Below are 19,462 nucleotides of genomic sequence, written 5' to 3' on the forward strand. Positions count from 1 at the left end.
GTCGCCTCAGGTCTCGATGTCACCGAACAGACCATCTACACCTGGCTTAGGCCAGGAGCTCATCGATACCGGTCAAAGGCCGGGGCTGAGCTTGATCGAGAGCGGAAGAACTCGCCGCCGCCCGTCGTCGCATCGCTCAGTTGGAAACCGAACTCGCCATAGCCACACGGTCCACGGAACAGCTGAAGTCGGTGGCGGCCGCAAGGACGGTTCGAAGTGATCGAAGCGATGGCCAAGGAACGTCTACCGATACAGACCTCGTGCCGGGTTCTGGAGGTATCGGAGTCCGGATTCTACGAGTGGCGAAACCGGCCATCCCGGAACGCTCACGGCGTCATACCTGGTCGACGCAGCTGATCACCGAGGTGCACACCGCTTCGCATGGCACCTACGGTGCCCGCCGGGTCCACGGAAGAACTCACCCTTGGCCACCGTATTGCTCTTGGACACGGCTGCACCGAGTTGTTGGTGAGAGCTGCTGGTGTGAACGGACTTCCGGGAAACAACCGGGCAGGGCGAGTTCGACCTCGGCCATGCGGTTCGCCCGCGGCTCGGAAGCGGATGCGGTCAGAGTCCGTACGGATCAGATAGGCGCTGCACTCGCACGAAGTCATGAATGCGTAGAACCGCCCCTGGTGCGATTCATGCAATAGTGCCGCGGGGTAGTAGATGTCGTGCTTGCGGCACAGCGCGGGGACTTTGATCGCACCGTTCTCGAAGTCGCTCTGCGGGAGGTGAGCTGCGTGTGACCACGGTTGCAGTCGCACCTCCCCACCCGTTGCTCGCAACGTCCCCCCGTCTGCGAGAGCAAGCAGAGACTTCTCCGTGCACGTCTGCCCCGCTGGCCACATCACCGACGTTTCCGACGGCCACAACGGTGGCATCCCCAGCTCCGTCTTCGTGTCCGCCTGAAGACCTGGAGTGGTGAACCGCACGCCGTGCAGGAGAAGCGCTCCAAGGACGATCGTCATCGCGTAGCCCTGAGGCAGCGGTGGCTCGGGAAAGCCTGGGATGCGAACCGTCAGCGGAGTGACGCGTACAGCCGAGAATCCCTTGACTCCCTCGAATCGGCCGACCCAGAACTGGCTGAAATCCAGCGGTTGCACCAGCTCGCGGCGCTCGTAGAGCGCCCTGTACTCCGATGGGGCGAGACCGTAACCGTTCTCCCGCTGCTCCTTGCTTGAGAGGAGCATCGCTGTCAGCGCGGTCTTTTGCACCCACGTTGCGATCGCCGCTTGATCTTCCAGCGCGATCGTTCCGGGCTCGTCAAGGATCAACGGGGTCAACACTCGCTGCGCGGCAGTTTCGAGGTTGCTCATCCACCCGTTTGTTACACGCGCCGCAGAAGCTCTTGACGGTTTGCCGGAATGGGGGCTGCTCCCCCATGTCGCGCGGCAGAGCATTCAACGGGCCTGCGTGATGACGCATCGGGGCGAGATCCAAGCCAGTCCTGCTCACCCACTGACCGAAAACGTGCTCGCGGGTCAGGGGCCCCACCGACCCGCAGAAAGCACAAGATTCAGGCATGCACCCATTCTCCGGCACAGGTGCTGCTCCTCGACCTGCAAGAGGCGTGGTAGCTCAGCGTAGACCTCGGCCTCGGAATCCGAGGACGACTTCGAGGCGGAGGGCTGTCCCGGCAGTGGGGTGGTCGACGCAGTCGGCAGGTGACCAGTTCGGCTATGGGACTCGGAAGCCGTTCCTCGCCGGGGTCAGCGCGATCACCGTAGCAATACTCGCCTGTCTACCTCAGCCGGACCCACACCCCTAGCACCAGCGACCTCGCCACGGCCACCCCCTACACACGCAGAATGCTGCTCGCATCCTCCAATGCCCACCTGTTCCTGACTGTCGTCAGGATGATCGCGGTGGTGCCAGCTCTCAGCCCTCACGACACCCGGACCATGACGACCACGCCGACGCAGTCGGAACACGTTCGCCTAAGACCGCCCGGCGGGTCTATAGCGGTCGTCAAGGTTCGGGACCTGCATGGTCGCGGTTAAACGGCCCGAAGGGGCGTGATGTTCTCGCCGCGGTGTGACGCGAACGCGACCCGAGTCTCATTGTCGGCGGGCATCAGGATCACGATCTGTTGCTCAGGCTCTGCGGGGATGTCGAGGACCTCGCGCTGCCAGCGTGTGATGACACCGTCGGGCAGTCGAATCTCCCAGGGATGCGGTACGGGTGGGAGCATCTGATTGACCCGTGCGGTGAAGTCAGGGCCAGCCTGGGGTGCGATCTCTGCAGTGAGCCATTCGCTTGCAGCGATTGTGGGGGCATGCCAAAGATCGAATGCCTGGACGTCAGCGACCTGATCCCAGTTGATCAACACATCGTGCGATCGAGCGTCGGTGAAGAGATAGCGAACCAGGTTCGGCTGATCCGGGTCGAGCAGCCCGGTCGGCTCCATGAGCTTATGGAAGGCGCGTGTGCTGGCGAGGACATCACCGAGTTTGTTCGTGACCATGGCGACGCCGTCGGGCTCAAGCAATCGGAGCGTTTCCAGTGCGGCGGCCCTGGCTTCCCGGCGCAATGGCGCGGGAGCAACGTTGCGCTGTCCCGCGCAGGCGCCCCCGGCGATTTTCGCGAGGTAGTGCAGGTGCCGACGCCCAGTCACATCCAGGCTCAGCCCGTCTGCGATGGAGTTGAGGACGGGCAGAGTGGGGTTGCGGTCTCTGCCCTGTTCGATTCGAGTCAGGTACTCGACGCTTATCTCCGCTCGAGCGGCCAGCTCGGTTCGACGGAGACCAGGGGCGCGGCGGCGTCCGTCATCGGGAAGTCCCAGATCTGCGGGCAGCGTCGCATCACGCTTAGCGCGAATGAAGTCTCCCAGCGGTGTGCCCACTTATCAAATTCTACGCCACCCGCATGAAGTCAAGGGTGGCCCTGATGGGGCCAGCCTCGTCCCGGCCTGGTTCACGACTAGCCCTCGGCCGAGTCTTGACATGCATCAGGACTTTCACAACGACGGCAGGAGCCACGCGATGCAGAGCGTCAGACTCGGAGGTACCGACCTCGTAGTCAGCCGAGTTGCGCTGGGCTGCATGGGTTTCGGCAGCGGCGACGCTCACAATCCCTGGGCCTTGGATGCAGCATCGGCAGAGCCTGTATTTCGGCGCGCGGTCGACCTTGGCGTGACTTTCTGGGATACCGCAAACGTCTATGGGGGCGGGTCGTCTGAGGTCCTGGTCGGCGATGCAATACGGCGATACACGCGGCGAGACGAGGTAGTGCTTGCGACGAAGGTGGGGTTGCCAACGGGCGATAAGCCGGAAGACTCCGGTCTGTCCAGCGCGGCGATTCTTCGTGGGATCGACGCGTCGCTGCAACGCCTGGGAACTGACTACGTCGACCTCTACCAGGTTCATCGATTTGATCCGACGACCCCGGTCGAGGAAACGATGGAAGCCCTTGACGCTGTCGTCACGTCGGGAAAGGCACGTCACATCGGGGCTTCCTCGATGGCCGCCTGGCAGTTCGGAAAGATGCAGCATGCCGCCGACCTCGGGGGGTGGCAGCGCTTTGTCACGATGCAAGACCAGTACAGCTTGGTTCAGCGCGAGGAAGAACGCGAGATGCTACCGCTACTCGCGGATCAAGGTGTCATGAGTTTACCGTGGTGCCCCCTCGCCAAAGGACGGTTGGCTCGCCCGTTCGGGGCTGTCACGACGCGCTCCGGATCTGACCCCATAGGGACTGCAATTTTTGAGGGGCGAGACCGAGGAATCGTCGACGCGATCGCCGCCGTAGCCGACGCCCGATCAGTGCCGATGGCGCAGATCGCTCTTGCCTGGATCTACAGTCACGCTGCAATCGCCGCGCCGATCGTCGGAGCCACCAAACCTTCCCATCTTGACGACGCCGTCGCAGCGACCAGGCTGCGGCTCACGCCGTCCGAGATCTCCCGGCTGGAAGCGGCCTACACGCCGCGAAACCCGTCGGGCTACTGACGCCAAATTTCGTTCCAAAGGAGAAACATCATCATGTCCACCACACGAGTCGCCATCATCGGAGCAGGGTACGGCGGAGCAGCATTGGCCCGCCAACTACAAGACCGCGCGGACATCACGCTAATCGAACCACGCGACGCATTCGTCAACGTCGCCGGATCACTCCGTGCGATCGCGCGGCCAGAATGGGCGAGCAACATCTTCTTCCCGCTCAACCGGATACTAACCCGCGGCACCCACCTCAAAGACCGGGCCGTCTCTGTCGACCCCAGCGGCGTCACTCTCGCCTCCGGAGACCGCGTCGAGGTTGACTACATCGTCCTGGCCACGGGCTCGACCTACCCATTCCCGGCTAACCCCGTCTCTGACAACACAGAAGCAGCGCTAACGGACTTCCAAGCCACTCACGACGCACTCGCCGAAGCCGGGCGCGTGCTGATCGTCGGAGGCGGACCTGTTGGACTTGAACTCGCCGCCGAGACAAGAGAGATCTGGCCACACAAGACCATCACCGTCATCGAACCCGGCACCGAGCTGCTGCCCGGATTCCTCCCTGAAGTTCGCGCGGCCCTCCACGACCAGCTCACGATGCTTCGTATCGACGTGCTCACCAACACGCGCATCGACGAACTTCCTGAAGTTGCACCCGGCGTCCTCGACGACATCTCGGTAACAACGACCGACGGACGCACGATCGAAGCCGACATCTGGTTCCGCGCATATGGGGTGTCGCTGAATACCGGCTACCTCACAGACGGCAACCTCACGAGCCTCAACGGGCGCGGCGAAGTCGCCGTCAACGACAACCTCACCGTCGGGCAACACTCCAACGTGTACGCCATCGGCGACATCACGAACATGGCCGAAGCGAAGATGGCTGGATACGCCGGGCAGCACGCCGCCATCGTCGCCCAGAACATTCTGGCCCAGATCGACGGCGCCGAACCTACCGCCACCTATCAGCCTCTCGGATACCCGATGATCTTGCTCCCGCTCGGCACGAGCACCGGGGTCGGACAGCTCCCTGCTGAAGACGGCCCAACCATGGCCCCAGCAGAACTCGTCACCCAAATCAAGGGCGCCGACATCTTCACCGCGAGCTTCGAACAGCAGTTCGGCATCACCCAGTTGCCCATTGGAACAGAAGCAGACGCCCTTACTGACACGACCGCACAGGTCGAACCGGCATGACGCAATCCCGGGAAGCAACGTCGGGCGAGACCTTCCCACCCACCGTCGTTCGCATTGGCATTGTGCACAGGCGTCTCGCGCCCCACGGGGTCGACCGCGCCGAGCCCAAGATCCTTCGGTACTTGACGGTCCGCGATGCTTGTTCGGCAGAAGCCGCCACGTTCTTTCTCGACACATTGCACGGAAGATCTGGATCTCTGGCGCCCACCAGTTACCCGGTTCATGAGGCCACCGGGTACCCGGCGCACACGTATCGTGAGTTGGCCGAGCACCGCCGAATCGATCTGAGCGCGCGTCGATGAGCGCGCCACTCGATCGTCGTCGTGTCGGAGCGCTTCTATCCCGCAGCGCGGCAGCTCGCGGCTGAAAAGCTCATATCCACATCTACCGGCCACCACGCACGTCCGCCGTCATGAATCACGCCAACCTCGGTCCGGTGCGCGCGTTCACCCCGATAGTGGCACGCACTCGCGCGATACATCGCCCCATCGAGCCGGTGGCCTACGACTGCGTGAAGCTAATATTCGTCCGCGCTGGCTCCGCGATTCTCCTCAGCGAGTTCGGCGAGAAATCCATCCGGTTCGGTGACGTCGTCGCCTTAGCCGCAAATACGCATTGTGGGAGCAAACCTGAAGGCTCCATCACCGTCAGCACCCTCTACCTCGACCGGGATTACGTCATCGACCAAGTGTTCTGGCAGCACCCTGCGTTGCTCACCGACCGATGGGACGCGCAGGACTTCGCTGGGTGCGGATCGCGTCGAGCAGGATGTTGGTGGGCATATAGCGGCGCAGGAAGTACCGGCAGGTGACGTGGACGGGGAAAACCACATCGTTTGGATCAGACGCCAGCACTACCCCGGCCGAGGCGGTCTCGTCATCAAACAGACCAAGGGTCGCCGAGATCGCCCGGTCCCGATGCTCGACGCTCTCGAACCCGTCCTCGAACGTCTTTCCGCTGAGAAAGAGCCCGACGACCCACTCCTGCGGGGGCCGCGCGGCGGTGTCCTCACTACAGCGACGGCCCGCGACGCCACCCACTGGGACGACCTCGTGGCAAAGCTCGGCTTCGACAACCTCACCCGCCACGGGCTCCGCCACACCGGAGCAACCTGGATGGCCGACGCCGGCATCGCCCTCCATGTGCTCCAAGAGATCCTCGGGCACCAGTCGATCGAGACCACCAAGGGCTACCTGCACCCAGACCACCGGCACCTCGCCGAAGCCGCCAGGCAGGCCAACCAGTTCCTCTCCGCAGCACCCATCAGAAGGGACCCAGCCCGCCGCGACGGACCACACCTATGACCACCGCTGAACAGCCGCTCCGACCCTTCCAGAAGAGGCCGGAGCATCGGCCTGCTCGGATTCTGGTCCACCTCATGGGCACCTGTTGGTGCACCCCACGGGCGACGAGCCTGATCTGGATTGGTCCACTTAGTCCGCAGAAGGCTCGAGCAGATCGAGCGAGTGGACCAGCCAGTGACCGCATCCAGAAACGACGAAGCCCTGGTGAAAGTTGCCTCTCACCAGGGCTTTTTTGTCGGGCTGACAGGATTTGAACCTGCGACCACTTGACCCCCAGTCAAGTGCGCTACCAAGCTGCGCCACAGCCCGTTCCACGCCCTTGTTTCGGGCGCTTGAAAAGATTACATCAGGGATGCACCGAACCACCAATCAGCTGGTCAGAGGCCATTTTCGCGGCAAACCGCCCTTGCCGGTCCTGCTTGTGCGCTCACATTCGAGCTTAGGCTTCGACACCCGCGTCAGCAGGCGCGCCTAGCGCGTTCGCGATCACGCCGGAACCAAGTCACGCCGATCGACGTTCTCACTCGACAGGAGGGTGCATATGACCGACAAGCTGACACCATTCGAAGTCCACGAGTCCGGATCACTGTTCCACGGAACCAAGGCCGATCTGAGGGTAGGCGACCTGCTTGTTCCAGGGCAGCGCTCGAACTACGAAGCCGGAAGGATCACCAATTACGTCTACGTGACGGCAACCTTGGATGCGGCAGCGTGGGGTGCCGAACTCGCCGTCGGTGACGGCCGCGAACGAATCTACATCGTCGAACCCACCGGCGAGGTGGAGGACGATCCCAACGTCACCGACAAGAAATTTCCCGGAAATCCGACCCGGTCGTACCGCTCCCGCGAGCCGGTGGAAATTATCGGTGAACTCGGTGACTGGCAGGGCCACTCCCCCGAGCAGATACAGCCGATGCGGGACGCTCTGGCCGATCTCGTACGTCAAGGAGGCGCGGTCATCTACGATTGACCACACCGACCGGCCCGAGTGCCGATTACGGCGAAGCGCACCTGACCGGCGGCCAGGTGCGCTTCCTCGTACGGCTGTCTCGAACTATGCAGTGGCGAGTACTGTCAACGCCCTTTGCGGTCACGCTTCTCGCGCACTCGCACGGAGACGCGGACGGGGCTGCCGTCGAAGTTGAACTCTTCGCGCAGACGACGCTCGATGAACCGGCGATAGCCGGCCTCGAGGAAGCCTGTGGTGAAGAGGACGAACGTCGGCGGACGGGTACTCGCCTGGGTAGCGAACATGATGCGGGGCAGTCGCCCACCGCGCATGGGCGGCGGGGTGGCTGCCACAACTTCCTTGAGCCAGTTGTTCAATCGGCCCGTCGGAACGCGCTTGTCCCATGATTCCAGTGCCGTGTCGAGTGCCGGCACCAGCTTCGCCACAGCGCGACCGGTGTGCGCGGAGATGTTGACCCGCTGGGCCCAGGGAACACGAACCAGGTCGCGGTCCACTTCCTTGTCCAACATGAGCCGGCGGTCCTCGTCGACCAGATCCCACTTGTTGAAGGCGATGACCAGTGCGCGGCCGGTGTCGGCCACCATGCTCAGGACACGCAGGTCCTGCTCGGTGATCGGTTCGGACGCGTCGATGAGCAGGATCGCGACCTCGGCGGCCTCGATGGCACTCTTGGTGCGCAGCGATGCGTAGAACTCGGCGCCACTGGCGTGACTGACACGCTTGCGCAGCCCCGCAGTGTCGACGAAACGCCAAGGGCGCCCACCTAGTTCGACGATGGAGTCCACCGGGTCGACGGTGGTGCCTGCAACGTTGTGCACGACGGAACGCTCGTCGCCGGACAGCTTGTTGAGCAAACTGGACTTGCCGACGTTCGGCTTTCCGACCAGTGCGACCCGACGAGGTCCGCCGCCGGGGATTCCTTCACGCGGCGTTTCCGGCAGCTTCGCCAGTACCTCGTCGAGGAGGTCGCCGGTTCCGCGGCCGTGAGTTGCACTCACCGAGTACGGCTGGCCCAGGCCCAGGGACCACAGTGCTGCCACCTCGGACTCGGTACGCCCGTCGTCGACCTTGTTGGCGACGAGTATGACCGGGGTCTTGGAGCGGCGCAACACTCGGGCGACCGCTTCGTCGGTTGCGGTGGCACCGACAACGGCGTCGACAACGAGAAGGATCGCGTCGGCTGTTCCCATGGCCAGCTCGGCCTGACGTGCCACGGCCTGCTGGAGCCCTTTCGCGTCGGGCTCCCATCCGCCGGTGTCCTGGACGAGGAACCGTCGGCCACTCCAGTTCGCCTCGTAGGACACCCGGTCGCGAGTGACGCCGGGGATGTCCTCGACGACTGCTTCGCGGCGCCCGATGATGCGGTTGACGAGCGTCGATTTTCCGACGTTCGGTCGACCGACGACGGCAAGAGTGGGGACAGCTACGTACGCCTCACCTTCACCGTCTGCGTCGAGGTCGGCGTATTCCCAATCCGATTCCTCGCTCCATATTCCGTCGCCGGCGTATTCGGTTACCAGGTCGTCGCTCACTGCACTGCTCCACTTCTGTCACTGACCACCATCAGCAACCTGGCGATCACGTCTTCTATGCCCAATTCGCTGGTATCGACCAGTACGGAGTCGTCAGCCGGCCGGAGCGGTGACACTGCGCGGGTCGAATCGAGGTGGTCACGGCGTTGCACGTCGGCCAACACCGCTTCGTAGTCGTCGCCGCGACCTTGATTGATGTTCTGCGTATTGCGCCGCGCTGCACGGGTTTCCGCAGATGCTGTCAGATAGATCTTGACGTCGGCGTCCGGAAGTACCACGGTTCCGATGTCGCGGCCTTCGACGACGATCCGATCCGCGCTCGAGGCCAATTCACGCTGGGTGGCGACGAGGAGTTCGCGAACTTCGCCCACGGCAGAGACCGCGGAAACCGCTTTGGTGACCGCGTCTCCGCGGATTTCCTCGCTGACATCGAGACCGTCGAGCGAAACCTGCTCGCCTGCCGGGTCGGTTCCGATGGACCACGGCAACGCTGCAACGGCCGCCGTGATCGCCGCGCGATCACCGAGGTCGATTCCCTGACGAAGGACGTGCAGGGTCGCGATTCGGTAGATGGCTCCGGTGTCGAGATAACGGGCGTCGAGTCGCTGCGCCAAGGCGCGCGAGACACTGGACTTGCCGGTTCCGGACGGCCCGTCCATGGCCACTACCAACGGCGTCGTCGATGCGGTCACAGGCCGACCGCCTCGTACAGGCCACCGACCTCGCTGCGACCGAGTACCCGTTGGGTGCCCGGACGCTGATCACCGAGAGCGACAACTCCGATGTTGGTTCGCACGAGGCGGACCACCGGGTGACCGACGGCGTCGAGGAGTCGACGCACGATGTGCTTGCGGCCTTCGTGCAGAACGAGCTTGACGAGAGTCTTGCCTTCGTTGACCTCGAGCACGGTGAACGCGTCCACCTTGGCCGGGCCGTCGTCGAGTTCGACGCCGTCACGCAACTTCTTACCGGTGCTGCGTTCGACCACACCGTGAACGGTAGCCAGGTAGGTCTTGGGTACGGCGAACGACGGGTGCATCAGTCGGTGCGCGAGGTCTCCGTCGTTGGTGAACAGGAGCAGCCCTTCGGTGGCGGCGTCGAGTCGTCCGACGTGGAACAAGCGCTGACCCGACTGGACCCGCTCGGAGACGATGTCACCGACGCACGGACGGCCGAGGTCGTCGGACATCGTGCACTGCCAGCCGCGTGGCTTGTTCATCGCCAGGTAGACGAGGTCTTTCTGAACCACGACGCGGACACCGTCGACGCGAACAACGGCGTTCTCGGGGTCGACGCGCAGGCCCTGCTCGACGACGATGCGGCCGTCGACCTCGACGCGACCGTCGGCGATCAGCTCCTCGGCGGCACGGCGGGAAGCGACGCCTGCCTGAGCCAGGACTTTCTGCAAACGGACGCCGTCACCCTTGGGTGGGCCGTCCTGCTTGCTGATCTCGGCATGCTGGTGACGCGCTGGTTTGGCGTTCGAGACCAGCGGGTTCGAACTGACCACTCGCTGCGGCTTGGCAGTCTTGGGCTTGCCGCGCTTGTTGACTGCGGGCGCGGTGGGCGCCGCGGGGCGCTTGCGCTGCGGTCCGTCGAACTTGGATCCACGGGGTGCGTTGGACCAGGCACCACCGCGGGGTGCGTCGGTGCGGCCGCCGCGCTGATCGTCGGTGCGGCGGTCGTCTCCGCCGCGGGGTGCGCGGCGAGCGTCGACGTGCGGCGTGCGCCGGTCGTCACTGCGCGGGCCGCGCCGGTCGTCACTGCGCGGGCCGCGCCGGTCGTCACTGCGCGGGCCGCGCCGGTCGTCACTGCGCGGTGCGCGCCCGTCATGACTGCGCGGTGCGCGCCCGTCATCACGGAAGTTCTCGTTCCGGCCGCCACGGGGGCCGTCTGATCGGGAGGTGCTGCGCGGGGCGTCGCCGCGCCCACCACGAGGGGCGTCGCCGCGTGCTCCGCGGGGAGCTTCGCTGCGGCCGCCGCGGGGGGCGTTACTGCGCGCTCCGCGGGTTTCGCTGTATTTGTCACGGTCCGGTGTGCCATCACGGCGAGCGGGATTGTTCACTTTTTTCCTGTCGGTTCATTCTTTGTGTCCCGAGTGTGCTCGGGACCTTCTTCGTGCTGACTCTGCCGGGGCGATAACTCGCCGAGGTACTGGTCAGTCGTCGACGTCGGCGTCCACCAGGTCGGTGGGCACTTCGGTCTTGTTCATTCTCGCAAATCGCGGATCGGATTCCAGGCTTTCGCTGATGTCGTCGATCAGATCGACGTCGGGCAAGAGCGGTGCCAACTCCGGGAGCTCGCTCAGCGATGCCAGGCCGAGCCGTTCGAGGAACAGTTCGGTCGTGGAGTACCGTGTCGCAGTGGTGTCCGGGTCCGGCCCGGCTTCTGCGATCAGTCCGCGGGCGAGGAGTGTGCGTACCACCCCGTCCACGTTGACGCCTCGTACCGCACTGATCCGCGCACGAGTCAACGGTTGACGGTATGCGACTACGGCCAAAGTTTCCAATGCCGCACGGGTCAGTTTGGTGCGCGCTCCGTCGAGGAGCAGCCTTTCGACGTACGGGGCGAACTCTTGCCGTGTGTAGAGCCGCCACCCGTCGCCGGCGTAGCGCAGGTCCATTCCGCTCCCCCGCGCCGTCAGTGCAGCGGCCATCGCCGTCAGTCGTTCGGTGACGCGAGCCGCATCCGTGCCGGTGACGGAGGCCAGTTGTCCGACGTCCGCCGGGGAGTCCACCACAAGAAGCAAGGACTCGAGAACCGCGTCGAGCTGAATGTCGTCGAGGGTGCGGTCTGCGGCGGAGGTGGCCGGGTGCGCCGCCTCGGTCGACGCATCTAGCTGGGAAGATACCGATTCCGTCGACCCGGTACTCATAGTTGAACCTCTTCGGTGATGCGGTCGGTGTCTTCGTCGGTTGTCAAGGTCACCAGTAGCGGCCCCAATGCGTCGGACTGATCGAATGCGATGGTCTGCCGTCGATACAATTCGAGGAGCGCCAAGAAGCGAGCGACGATGTCGATGGTCGTTGCGCAGTCGGCGACCAGTTCACCGAAGGAGACCCAGCGGCCCACTCCCAGCTCGCGGAGCAGGGCGAGAACAAGGTCGGCATGCTCCGGAATAGAGACATTCGACACATGCAGGTGATCGAGAGCGACGGTCGGCACCGGGGGTGGCGTGAACACCGTCGCGGCGATCTCCGCGAACCGTTGCGAATCCACCCCCAACAGCACTTCGGGTAACAACTCGGCGAACTGGTCTTCCACCGATACCGAGCGCGGATACCGTCGCAGTGCGGCTTCTTCGAGTTCCCCGAACAAAGATGCCACCTGCTTGTACGCCCGATACTGCAACAGCCTCGCGAAGAGCAGATCCCGCGCTTCGAGCAGCGCCAGATCTTCGGTGTCCTCGATCTGGCCGGCGGGCAGGAGTCTGGCGGCCTTCAGATCGAGCAGTGTCGCTGCGACGACGAGAAACTGCGTGGTTTGGTCCAGTTCCATCGCGACACCGAGTTCTCTGGTGTATTCGATGAAATCGTCGGTGACGGTGTGCAGTGCCACTTCGGTCACGTCGAGTCGGCGCTCGTTGATCAGGTTCAGCAGTAGATCGAACGGGCCTTCGAAGTTTCGGAGGCTGACGCGGAACCCGGTAACGGCCCGAGCATCCGACTTTCCGTTCGAAATCCGGGGCTCGGGTTCGAGAAGGACCGAATCCTCCTGCGGTGCAATTAGTTCCACTAACGACCAGACCGATGGATGACTTCGCGCGCCAGCGCCCGATACGCCAGTGCCCCAGCAGATTTCGGAGCCCATGTAGTGATGGGTTCGCCGGCGACACTGGTTTCGGGAAAGCGGACGGTACGGTTGATCACAGTGTCGTAAACCACGTCACCGAATACTTCGACCACCCGTGCCATCACGTCTCGGGCATGCAGAGTGCGCGAATCGAACATGGTGACGACGATGCCCGCGAGTTCGAGTTTCGGATTCAGACGATCGTGCACCTTGTCGACCGTGTCGTTGAGCAGGGCCAAGCCCCGCAAGCTGAAATACTCGCATTCCATCGGAATGATCACCGAGTCCGCGCACGCCAACGCGTTGACCGTCAGCAACCCCAGCGACGGTTGGCAGTCGATGAGCACGTAGTCGTAGCGATCGAGTACCGGTTGCAGCACGCGGCCGAGAGTCTGCTCGCGACCGACTTCCGTCACCAGCTGGATTTCCGCGGCGGACAAATCGATGTTGCTCGGCAGCAGGTCGAGTCCCTCGACCCGCGTCCGCATCAATACCTCGTCGATCGGAACCCTCGGTTCGACCAACAGATTGTGGACCGTCAGTTCCAGATCATGATGCTGAACCCCCAACCCGGCAGACAGCGCGCCTTGCGGATCGAGGTCGACCAGGAGGACGCGTCGACCGTACTCGGCCAGAGACGCACCCAGGTTGATGGTCGACGTCGTCTTGCCGACGCCACCTTTTTGATTGCACATCGCGACGATGATCGCCGGACCGTGACGCTCCAACGGTGCCGGTTCCGGTACGACCCGCAGTGGTCGACCGGTAGGCCCGAGTTCTTCCGAAACCGGTTCGGTGTCCAGCACTGTCGCGGTGTCACCGAGCGATCCGTCGTCCGAGGTGACACGCGGCGGCGCGGACTCCGCCGCTGGTGGCTGCGATGTCGACACGGTCCGATGCTCCCCTACTCTTCTCGGCGGTTCGTCACTACTCACGGGCCCCGATTTCCCCGCTGGGACCTCACGCGCTCCCTGAACGCTACCGCTTCCACCGCGAGAAGGGACACTGACACGCGTCGCGCAGGCTCGCTCAACGGGCGCGCGGGTGTGCTTGCGCCCATACTTCGCGCAGCGTCGTGACCGTGACCAGCGTGTAGATCTGGGTGGTGGTCACCGAAGCATGACCGAGTAGTTCTTGGACGACACGCACGTCGGCTCCGCCGTCGAGCAGGTGTGTGGCGAACGAATGCCGCAACGTGTGCGGTGAGACATCGGCCGTGATGCCCGCAGCGGAGGCCGCATCCTGCAATATCTGCCAGGCGCTCTGACGGGACAGTCGACCGCCTCTGGCGTTGAGGAAGAGCCCGGGCCCGCCGCGAGTCGCCAGGGCAGGCCTACCGCGAACGAGATAGGCGTCCACCGCAGCGATCGCCGGCCTACCGATCGGAACGATTCGTTGTTTTCCGCCCTTGCCTTTCAGAATCACCGATCGCGACTTGGTGTCGATGTCGTCGACGTCCAGATCGACCGCCTCGGTGATGCGCGCCCCCGTCGAGTAGAGCAGTTCCAGGAGCGCCCGATCTCGTAGATCTCGGGGACCGTCACCGGCCGCGCCGCCCCCGGAGGCCTCCAACAGCGCCAGGACGTCGTCGAGCGGAAGCGCTTTGGGTAGTCGACGCCCCGGCGTCGGGGGTTTGACGGCGCGGGCGACGTCGAGTTCCACCGAACCTTCGGCGACCGAGAACTTGTGGAAGCCCCGGACTGCGATCAGGGTGCGCGCAGTAGAGCTCGATGCCAACGGCTGAATTCCGGCGTCCACGTCGCCGATTCGCAGGTGCGTGGTGAAGTCGGTGACGTCGGTTTCGGTGACGTCGGCAATGTCGTCGATACCACGGGCCGCGAGATACTCGACATACCTGTTCAGATCACGACGGTAGGAGAGCAAGGTGTTACGGGCGGCTCCGCGCTCGACGGTGAGGTGGTCGAGATACGAAACCACTTGTCCGGCAAGCATGGTCAGGGCCTTGACTTGCGATCCTCGAACGCCGTGGGTCGATCGGGCCAGGGCGCGTCCGCAGGTCGAAGCTCGGTACCCGACGCACGCGCGGCGACGAGCGCGAGGATTCCCGCCACAGCGGTGGCATTGACGATCTCACCGGTCAGCGCCATCTCGGCCGCTCTGGTCAGTGGCACGCGCGAGATCTCGAGGTCCGCTTCCTCGTCCTCCGGGTCGTCCCGCTCCACCTCGTGTAGATCCTCCGCCAGAAACACCCGCACCGACTCGTCCGTGAATCCGGGCGAGAGTGCCACGTCGACGAGCACCGACCACCGTTGCGCGCCGAGCCCGGTTTCCTCTCCCAACTCACGGGCGGCCGCGCCGACTGCCGACTCCCCCGGCGCGTCGAGCAATCCGGCCGGAATCTCCCAGAGTCGGTGCCCCAGCGGGTGACGGTACTGGTGGATGAGGACAAGATTGCCGTCGCTGTCGACGGCCACCACCGCAACGGCGCCGTGATGCTCGACGACCTCCCGGTCGGCACGACGACCACCCGGCATCGCGACGGTGTCCACCCGCAGCGCGATGATCGCGCCGCAGTACTCCGTCCGGGAGTCGAGGGTCTCGAATTCGTGCCGACCGGGATCGCTCATCTCTAGCTAGACCTTCTCTGCAGTCTCGGCAGTGTCGAGCGCTGTTTCCGCCGCTGCCGTGTCGATCTCCACGTCGCCGTGAACGTCGACGGGCAGGCGCTCCTCGAGCTTGTACGTCAGCGCAGCTTCCACGAACGCCGCGAACAGCGGATGCGGACGCGTCGGGCGGCTCTTGAGTTCCGGGTGCGCCTGCGTGGCGACGAAGAACGGATGCTGCTCACGCGGATACTCGACGAACTCCACGAGGTGTCCGTCCGGGGAGGTACCGCTGAAACGCAAGCCGGACTTGGCTATCCGTTCGCGATAGGTGTTGTTGACCTCGAAGCGGTGCCGGTGCCGCTCGGACACGTCCTCGGTGCCGTACGCCTGAGCGACGACGGAACCCTTCGTGAGGACGGCCGGGTAAGCGCCCAGACGCATGGTGCCACCCAGATCGGCGTCGCCGGAGATCACGTCTTCCTGGTCGGCCATCGTGGAGATGACGGGATGCTTGGTGTCGGGTTCGAACTCGGCGGAGTTCGCATCCGTCAATCCGACGCTGCGAGCGGCCTCGATGACGACGCACTGCAGGCCCAGGCACAAACCGAGCAACGGCAACTTACGTGACCGAGCGAAGCTGATCGCACCGAGTTTGCCCTCGATGCCGCGGATCCCGAAACCACCGGGGATCAGCACTGCGTCCACATCGCCGAGAGCTGCCTGCGCACCGGCTTCGGTGTCACACGCATCGGATTGCACCCAGGAGATCTCGACCTTGGCGCGGTTCGCGAATCCACCCGCGCGCAGTGCTTCCGTCACCGACAGATACGCATCCGGCAGGTCGACGTACTTGCCGACCAACGCGATCCGCACCGTTTCGCGCGGCTGGTGAACACGGTCGAGAAGGTTGCCCCACACCGTCCAGTCCACGTCACGGAACGGCAAACCGAGCTGGCGCACGACGTAGGCGTCGAGGCCCTCACGATGGAGCACCTTCGGGATGTCGTAGATCGACGGCGCATCCGGCGTCGAGATGCAGGCGTCGACGTCGACGTCGCACATCAGGGCGATCTTGTTCTTCAGCCCCTGCGGGACGTCACGATCGCACCGCAGGATCAGCGCGTCCGGTTGAATACCGATGCTGCGCAACGACGCCACCGAGTGCTGCGTCGGCTTGGTCTTGAGCTCCCCGGACGGGCCGAGGTACGGCACGAGTGAGACGTGCAGGAAGAAGACGTTGTCACGGCCGACGTCGTGGCGCACCTGACGGGCGGCTTCGAGGAAGGGCTGCGACTCGATGTCACCGACCGTGCCACCGATCTCGGTGATGACGACGTCGGGTCGGTGCCCCTGCAGATCGGGGCCGCTCATCGCGAGGATGCGACTCTTGATCTCGTCGGTGATGTGCGGAATTACCTGGACGGTGTCGCCGAGGTACTCGCCGCGACGTTCCTTGGCGATGACCGTCGAGTAGACCTGGCCGGTGGTGACATTGGCCTGACCGGACAGGTCACGGTCGAGGAAACGCTCGTAGTGTCCGACGTCGAGGTCGGTCTCGGCACCGTCCTCGGTGACGAAGACCTCGCCGTGCTGGAACGGATTCATGGTGCCCGGATCCACGTTGAGATAGGGATCGAGCTTCTGCATGGTCACGCGCATTCCTCGCGCGGTCAGCAGCTGTCCCAGGCTCGAGGCGGTCAAACCTTTGCCGAGCGAGGAAGCTACACCTCCGCTGACGAAAATGTGCTTGGTGGCGGTACGCGTATTACTGCGTGACTGTGGCAAAGGGGCTCCCGTGACGACTGTGCAGGGCTTGGTTTTTTGACGCATGCTGGGGCCTGCCGACCCACGGGATTTCACGGTAACACCTCTGGGGCGCGGATGCCTACACCGCACCCCGACGGGGTGTCGGATGTGACCGGGGTATCAAGACCGAGATGTCGGTTCGGCCTGTCGACCGGGACATCAGTTCGGCGGGGCGCCCACGGTAACGGCAGCCGCGCCCGGCCCGGTTCCGTATCTTCCTGCTTCACCGTTCAACTGTTCTTGAAGCGCCAACGGAGTGGTGATCTTGCCCGACTCGCGGTCGATGTTGTCGATGGTCGTCAGACCCGCTGACAGCGCCGCGTCCGCACGAGCGACGGCGATGGCACCGTTTCCCTGCGCCGAGCCTTCTCTGCCGACGAGAACCGTTCCTGCGCCGCGCCCGTCCAGAGCGCCTGCGAACCGGGCGACGACAGCGCCCCGATTCCCCGAGTTCGAGTCCTCCCCGGTCGAGTTGTCGCCGGTCAGCACGACGGCGAGCTGCGCGGGTGTGACCGCCCCGTCGTCGTAGGTGATGAATCCGGCGCTGCGCAGCGTGTCCAGTGCCAGATTCATCTCTTCGGGTGTGCTTTGCGGCTCGCTGGACTGGCCGTTGAGCAGCAGCACCGAACCGAGGAGATCACCGGCCATACTGCCCTGATCCACGGCCCCGGTCTTGAGGGTGATGCCGGCAGGGATCACGTTGTTCACCACCGTCCGCAGCCGATCACCTCCGGTGGCGTCGACGAACGAATCCGTCAGCGACACCCGCCCGGTCACCGCGCCGCCCGCTGCCGTGACGAGCCGTGTCACTCCGTCCAGATCGCTCGGATCCGCGTCGGGTGCCGTGATCAGCACGACGGTGCGGCCGACGAGTGTCTCGCGCACGATCCGGCCACCTACGGCCGCGTCGAATCCGTCCGCGAGATTGAGCTGCTGGTTCAGTTGATTCTGCTGCTGATTGAGATCCTCGATCCGACTTTGCAAGCCGGCTTTGTCGTCCCGCAGGCCGGACACCAGACTGCCGGAGAGCAGACCTGATCCCAGCACCACACCGACCGCCAACGCCAGAAAAATCGCCGCTATCGAAACAGCGTGTTGACGCATGGAAATCACTTGAAGAGCCCCTGAACCCACAACGCGAAGCTGTTCCACGTGTTGATCGCCCAGTCGAGTACTTCGCTACCTGCGTTCGACACCATCAGCGCGACGATGATCGCCACCAGCGCGGCGAGCACGAGCAGTGCTATCGCACCCCCGGACACCCGACTGCGGTACAGCGTGGCCACGGCTTTCGCGTCGACCAGTTTCGGCCCCACTTTCAGCCTGGTCATGAACGCGGACGGATTGCTTTCCCGACGGCCGCGATCGAAGAATTCGTCGAGAGAGACAACGCTGCCGACGGTAACTATCAACGATGCACCGTGATGATCGGCAAGTAGTAGTGCCAGGTCCGTCGGCGAGCAGGTCGCCGGGAAGGTCATGGCTCCGATGCCCAGATCCTGAATCCGAGACAGTCCGGCCGCATGGCCGTCCTGATCGGCAGGAAGAACGACCTCCGCCCCGGATTTGAGGGTGGCGCTGGTGATCTCCTCGGGATCTCCGACGATCAGATCGGGGCGATAGCCCGCCTTGGCCAGAACGTCGGCACCGCCACCGACGCCGACGAGGATCGGCGAGTACTCCTTGATGAACGGTTTGAGATTCTTCAGGTCCGCTTCGTGATCCGGTCCGTCGGACACGATGACGACGTGACGGTCCTTCATGTCGATGTCGATGTCCGGAACACCGATACCGTCGATGAGCAGTGGGCTTTCCGTGCGGATGAACTCGATGGTGTTGCCCGAGAACGCCTCGAGATGATCCACGAGTCCGGTCTTCGCCTCGATCATCCGATCCGAGATTTCGGCCTCGGTCTGTTCCTCGCCCTTGACGAGGCTCTTCTCTCCGTTGAACACCTCACCTTCGAACAGGCGGATCTTGCTGCCGTCCTTGATGTTCTTGAAGACGTCGGCGGGTGCGTCGACCAGAACGATGCCGTTGGCGACGATCACTTCCGGACCCAGATTCGGGTAGCGGCCGGAAATCGACGGCGACGCGTTGACCACGGCGAGTACGCCCGCCTTGACCAGAGCATCGGCCGTCCGTCGGTCGAGGTCCACCTCGTCGAGTACGACGATGTCTCCGGGCCCGACGCGACGCAGCAGCTTCGCAGTATTGCGATCCACCCTGGCGATGCCACTGATCCCAGGTAAGGGTTCGGTGTTACGTGAGAGCAATCCGGGCATCTTCATGGGTTCGATGATGAACCCGAAGGTGCGGCTACCGGTGGAGGCGCGCCGAATCAACTACC

General features: G+C 64.1%; 18 protein-coding genes and 1 tRNA gene. 5 read left to right on the top strand and 14 right to left on the bottom strand.

The window, feature by feature from the left end; genetic code table 11:
• Positions 1 to 326: 326 nt before the first annotated feature.
• On the bottom strand, positions 327 to 1,319 hold the full coding sequence (locus ABH922_RS11065; protein WP_424806972.1) for a hypothetical protein: 993 nt from the start codon (positions 1,317 to 1,319) through the stop codon (positions 327 to 329).
• Between the two features lie 680 nt (positions 1,320 to 1,999).
• Complete coding sequence (locus ABH922_RS11070; protein ID WP_424806973.1) at positions 2,000 to 2,845, bottom strand: helix-turn-helix domain-containing protein; 846 nt, start codon at positions 2,843 to 2,845, stop codon at positions 2,000 to 2,002.
• Positions 2,846 to 2,984: 139 nt separating this feature from the next.
• On the opposite strand from ABH922_RS11070, the gene ABH922_RS11075 reads away from it, so the two are divergent.
• The 4 genes from ABH922_RS11075 (at position 2,985) to ABH922_RS11090 (ending at position 6,445) form a co-directional block, all read left to right on the top strand.
• Entirely contained in the window at positions 2,985 to 3,950 is a 966-nt protein-coding gene (locus ABH922_RS11075; protein WP_424806974.1) for an aldo/keto reductase, read from the top strand.
• Positions 3,951 to 3,983: 33 nt separating this feature from the next.
• A complete protein-coding gene (locus ABH922_RS11080; protein WP_424806975.1) occupies positions 3,984 to 5,141 on the top strand; it encodes an NAD(P)/FAD-dependent oxidoreductase in 1,158 nt (385 codons plus the stop codon).
• A gap of 412 nt (positions 5,142 to 5,553) precedes the next feature.
• Entirely contained in the window at positions 5,554 to 5,952 is a 399-nt protein-coding gene (locus ABH922_RS11085; RefSeq protein ID WP_424806976.1) for a hypothetical protein, read from the top strand.
• 1 nt (position 5,953) lies between these two features.
• Entirely contained in the window at positions 5,954 to 6,445 is a 492-nt protein-coding gene (locus tag ABH922_RS11090) for a tyrosine-type recombinase/integrase (protein ID WP_424806977.1), read from the top strand.
• A gap of 235 nt (positions 6,446 to 6,680) precedes the next feature.
• On the opposite strand, the gene ABH922_RS11095 is transcribed toward ABH922_RS11090, so the two are convergent.
• Positions 6,681 to 6,754, bottom strand: a tRNA-Pro gene (locus ABH922_RS11095).
• A gap of 232 nt (positions 6,755 to 6,986) precedes the next feature.
• Between ABH922_RS11095 and arr the strand changes: the two genes are divergently transcribed.
• Positions 6,987 to 7,415, top strand: coding sequence for an NAD(+)--rifampin ADP-ribosyltransferase (gene arr / locus ABH922_RS11100; protein WP_424806978.1), 429 nt, complete (start codon positions 6,987 to 6,989; stop codon positions 7,413 to 7,415).
• A gap of 104 nt (positions 7,416 to 7,519) precedes the next feature.
• Here the strand turns inward: arr and der are convergent, their stop codons facing one another.
• From der to steA, 11 genes are all read right to left on the bottom strand, one after another.
• Positions 7,520 to 8,947: a ribosome biogenesis GTPase Der gene (der, locus tag ABH922_RS11105; RefSeq protein ID WP_424806979.1), complete on the bottom strand. Its 1,428-nt coding sequence runs from the start codon at positions 8,945 to 8,947 to the stop codon at positions 7,520 to 7,522.
• Entirely contained in the window at positions 8,944 to 9,606 is a 663-nt protein-coding gene (gene cmk, locus ABH922_RS11110; protein WP_424809630.1) for a (d)CMP kinase, read from the bottom strand. The genes der and cmk overlap by 4 nt, the downstream gene beginning before the upstream one ends.
• A 29-nt stretch (positions 9,607 to 9,635) precedes the next feature.
• Positions 9,636 to 11,012 (bottom strand): pseudouridine synthase, encoded by a 1,377-nt coding sequence (locus tag ABH922_RS11115; RefSeq protein WP_424806980.1) that lies wholly within the window; start codon positions 11,010 to 11,012, stop codon positions 9,636 to 9,638.
• Positions 11,013 to 11,105: 93 nt separating this feature from the next.
• The gene (scpB, locus tag ABH922_RS11120) at positions 11,106 to 11,822 is read right to left on the bottom strand and encodes an SMC-Scp complex subunit ScpB (RefSeq protein ID WP_424806981.1); all 717 of its coding nucleotides are present in this window, start codon (positions 11,820 to 11,822) and stop codon (positions 11,106 to 11,108) included.
• Positions 11,819 to 12,682: a segregation and condensation protein A gene (locus ABH922_RS11125; protein WP_424806982.1), complete on the bottom strand. Its 864-nt coding sequence runs from the start codon at positions 12,680 to 12,682 to the stop codon at positions 11,819 to 11,821. The genes scpB and ABH922_RS11125 overlap by 4 nt, the downstream gene beginning before the upstream one ends.
• Positions 12,682 to 13,545: a ParA family protein gene (locus tag ABH922_RS11130; protein WP_424809631.1), complete on the bottom strand. Its 864-nt coding sequence runs from the start codon at positions 13,543 to 13,545 to the stop codon at positions 12,682 to 12,684. Before ABH922_RS11130 ends, ABH922_RS11125 begins: the two co-directional genes overlap by 1 nt.
• Before the next feature lie 223 nt (positions 13,546 to 13,768).
• Positions 13,769 to 14,692, bottom strand: a complete 924-nt coding sequence (gene xerD / locus ABH922_RS11135; protein ID WP_424806983.1) for a site-specific tyrosine recombinase XerD — start codon at positions 14,690 to 14,692, stop codon at positions 13,769 to 13,771.
• Between the two features lie 2 nt (positions 14,693 to 14,694).
• Positions 14,695 to 15,327, bottom strand: coding sequence for an NUDIX domain-containing protein (locus ABH922_RS11140; RefSeq protein ID WP_424806984.1), 633 nt, complete (start codon positions 15,325 to 15,327; stop codon positions 14,695 to 14,697).
• A 6-nt stretch (positions 15,328 to 15,333) separates the two neighbouring features.
• Positions 15,334 to 17,091, bottom strand: a complete 1,758-nt coding sequence (locus tag ABH922_RS11145; protein WP_424806985.1) for a CTP synthase — start codon at positions 17,089 to 17,091, stop codon at positions 15,334 to 15,336.
• A 180-nt stretch (positions 17,092 to 17,271) separates the two neighbouring features.
• Positions 17,272 to 18,225: a copper transporter gene (locus tag ABH922_RS11150; RefSeq protein ID WP_424806986.1), complete on the bottom strand. Its 954-nt coding sequence runs from the start codon at positions 18,223 to 18,225 to the stop codon at positions 17,272 to 17,274.
• Positions 18,222 to 19,403 carry a putative cytokinetic ring protein SteA gene (steA, locus tag ABH922_RS11155; RefSeq protein ID WP_424806987.1) on the bottom strand — a complete coding sequence of 394 codons (1,182 nt, stop codon included), beginning with the start codon at positions 19,401 to 19,403 and terminating at the stop codon, positions 18,222 to 18,224. Before steA ends, ABH922_RS11150 begins: the two co-directional genes overlap by 4 nt.
• Positions 19,404 to 19,462: the final 59 nt, after the last annotated feature.

The sequence above is a fragment of the Rhodococcus sp. 27YEA15 genome, assembly GCF_049739425.1.
Taxonomy (GTDB): Bacteria; Actinomycetota; Actinomycetes; order Mycobacteriales; family Mycobacteriaceae; genus Rhodococcus_F.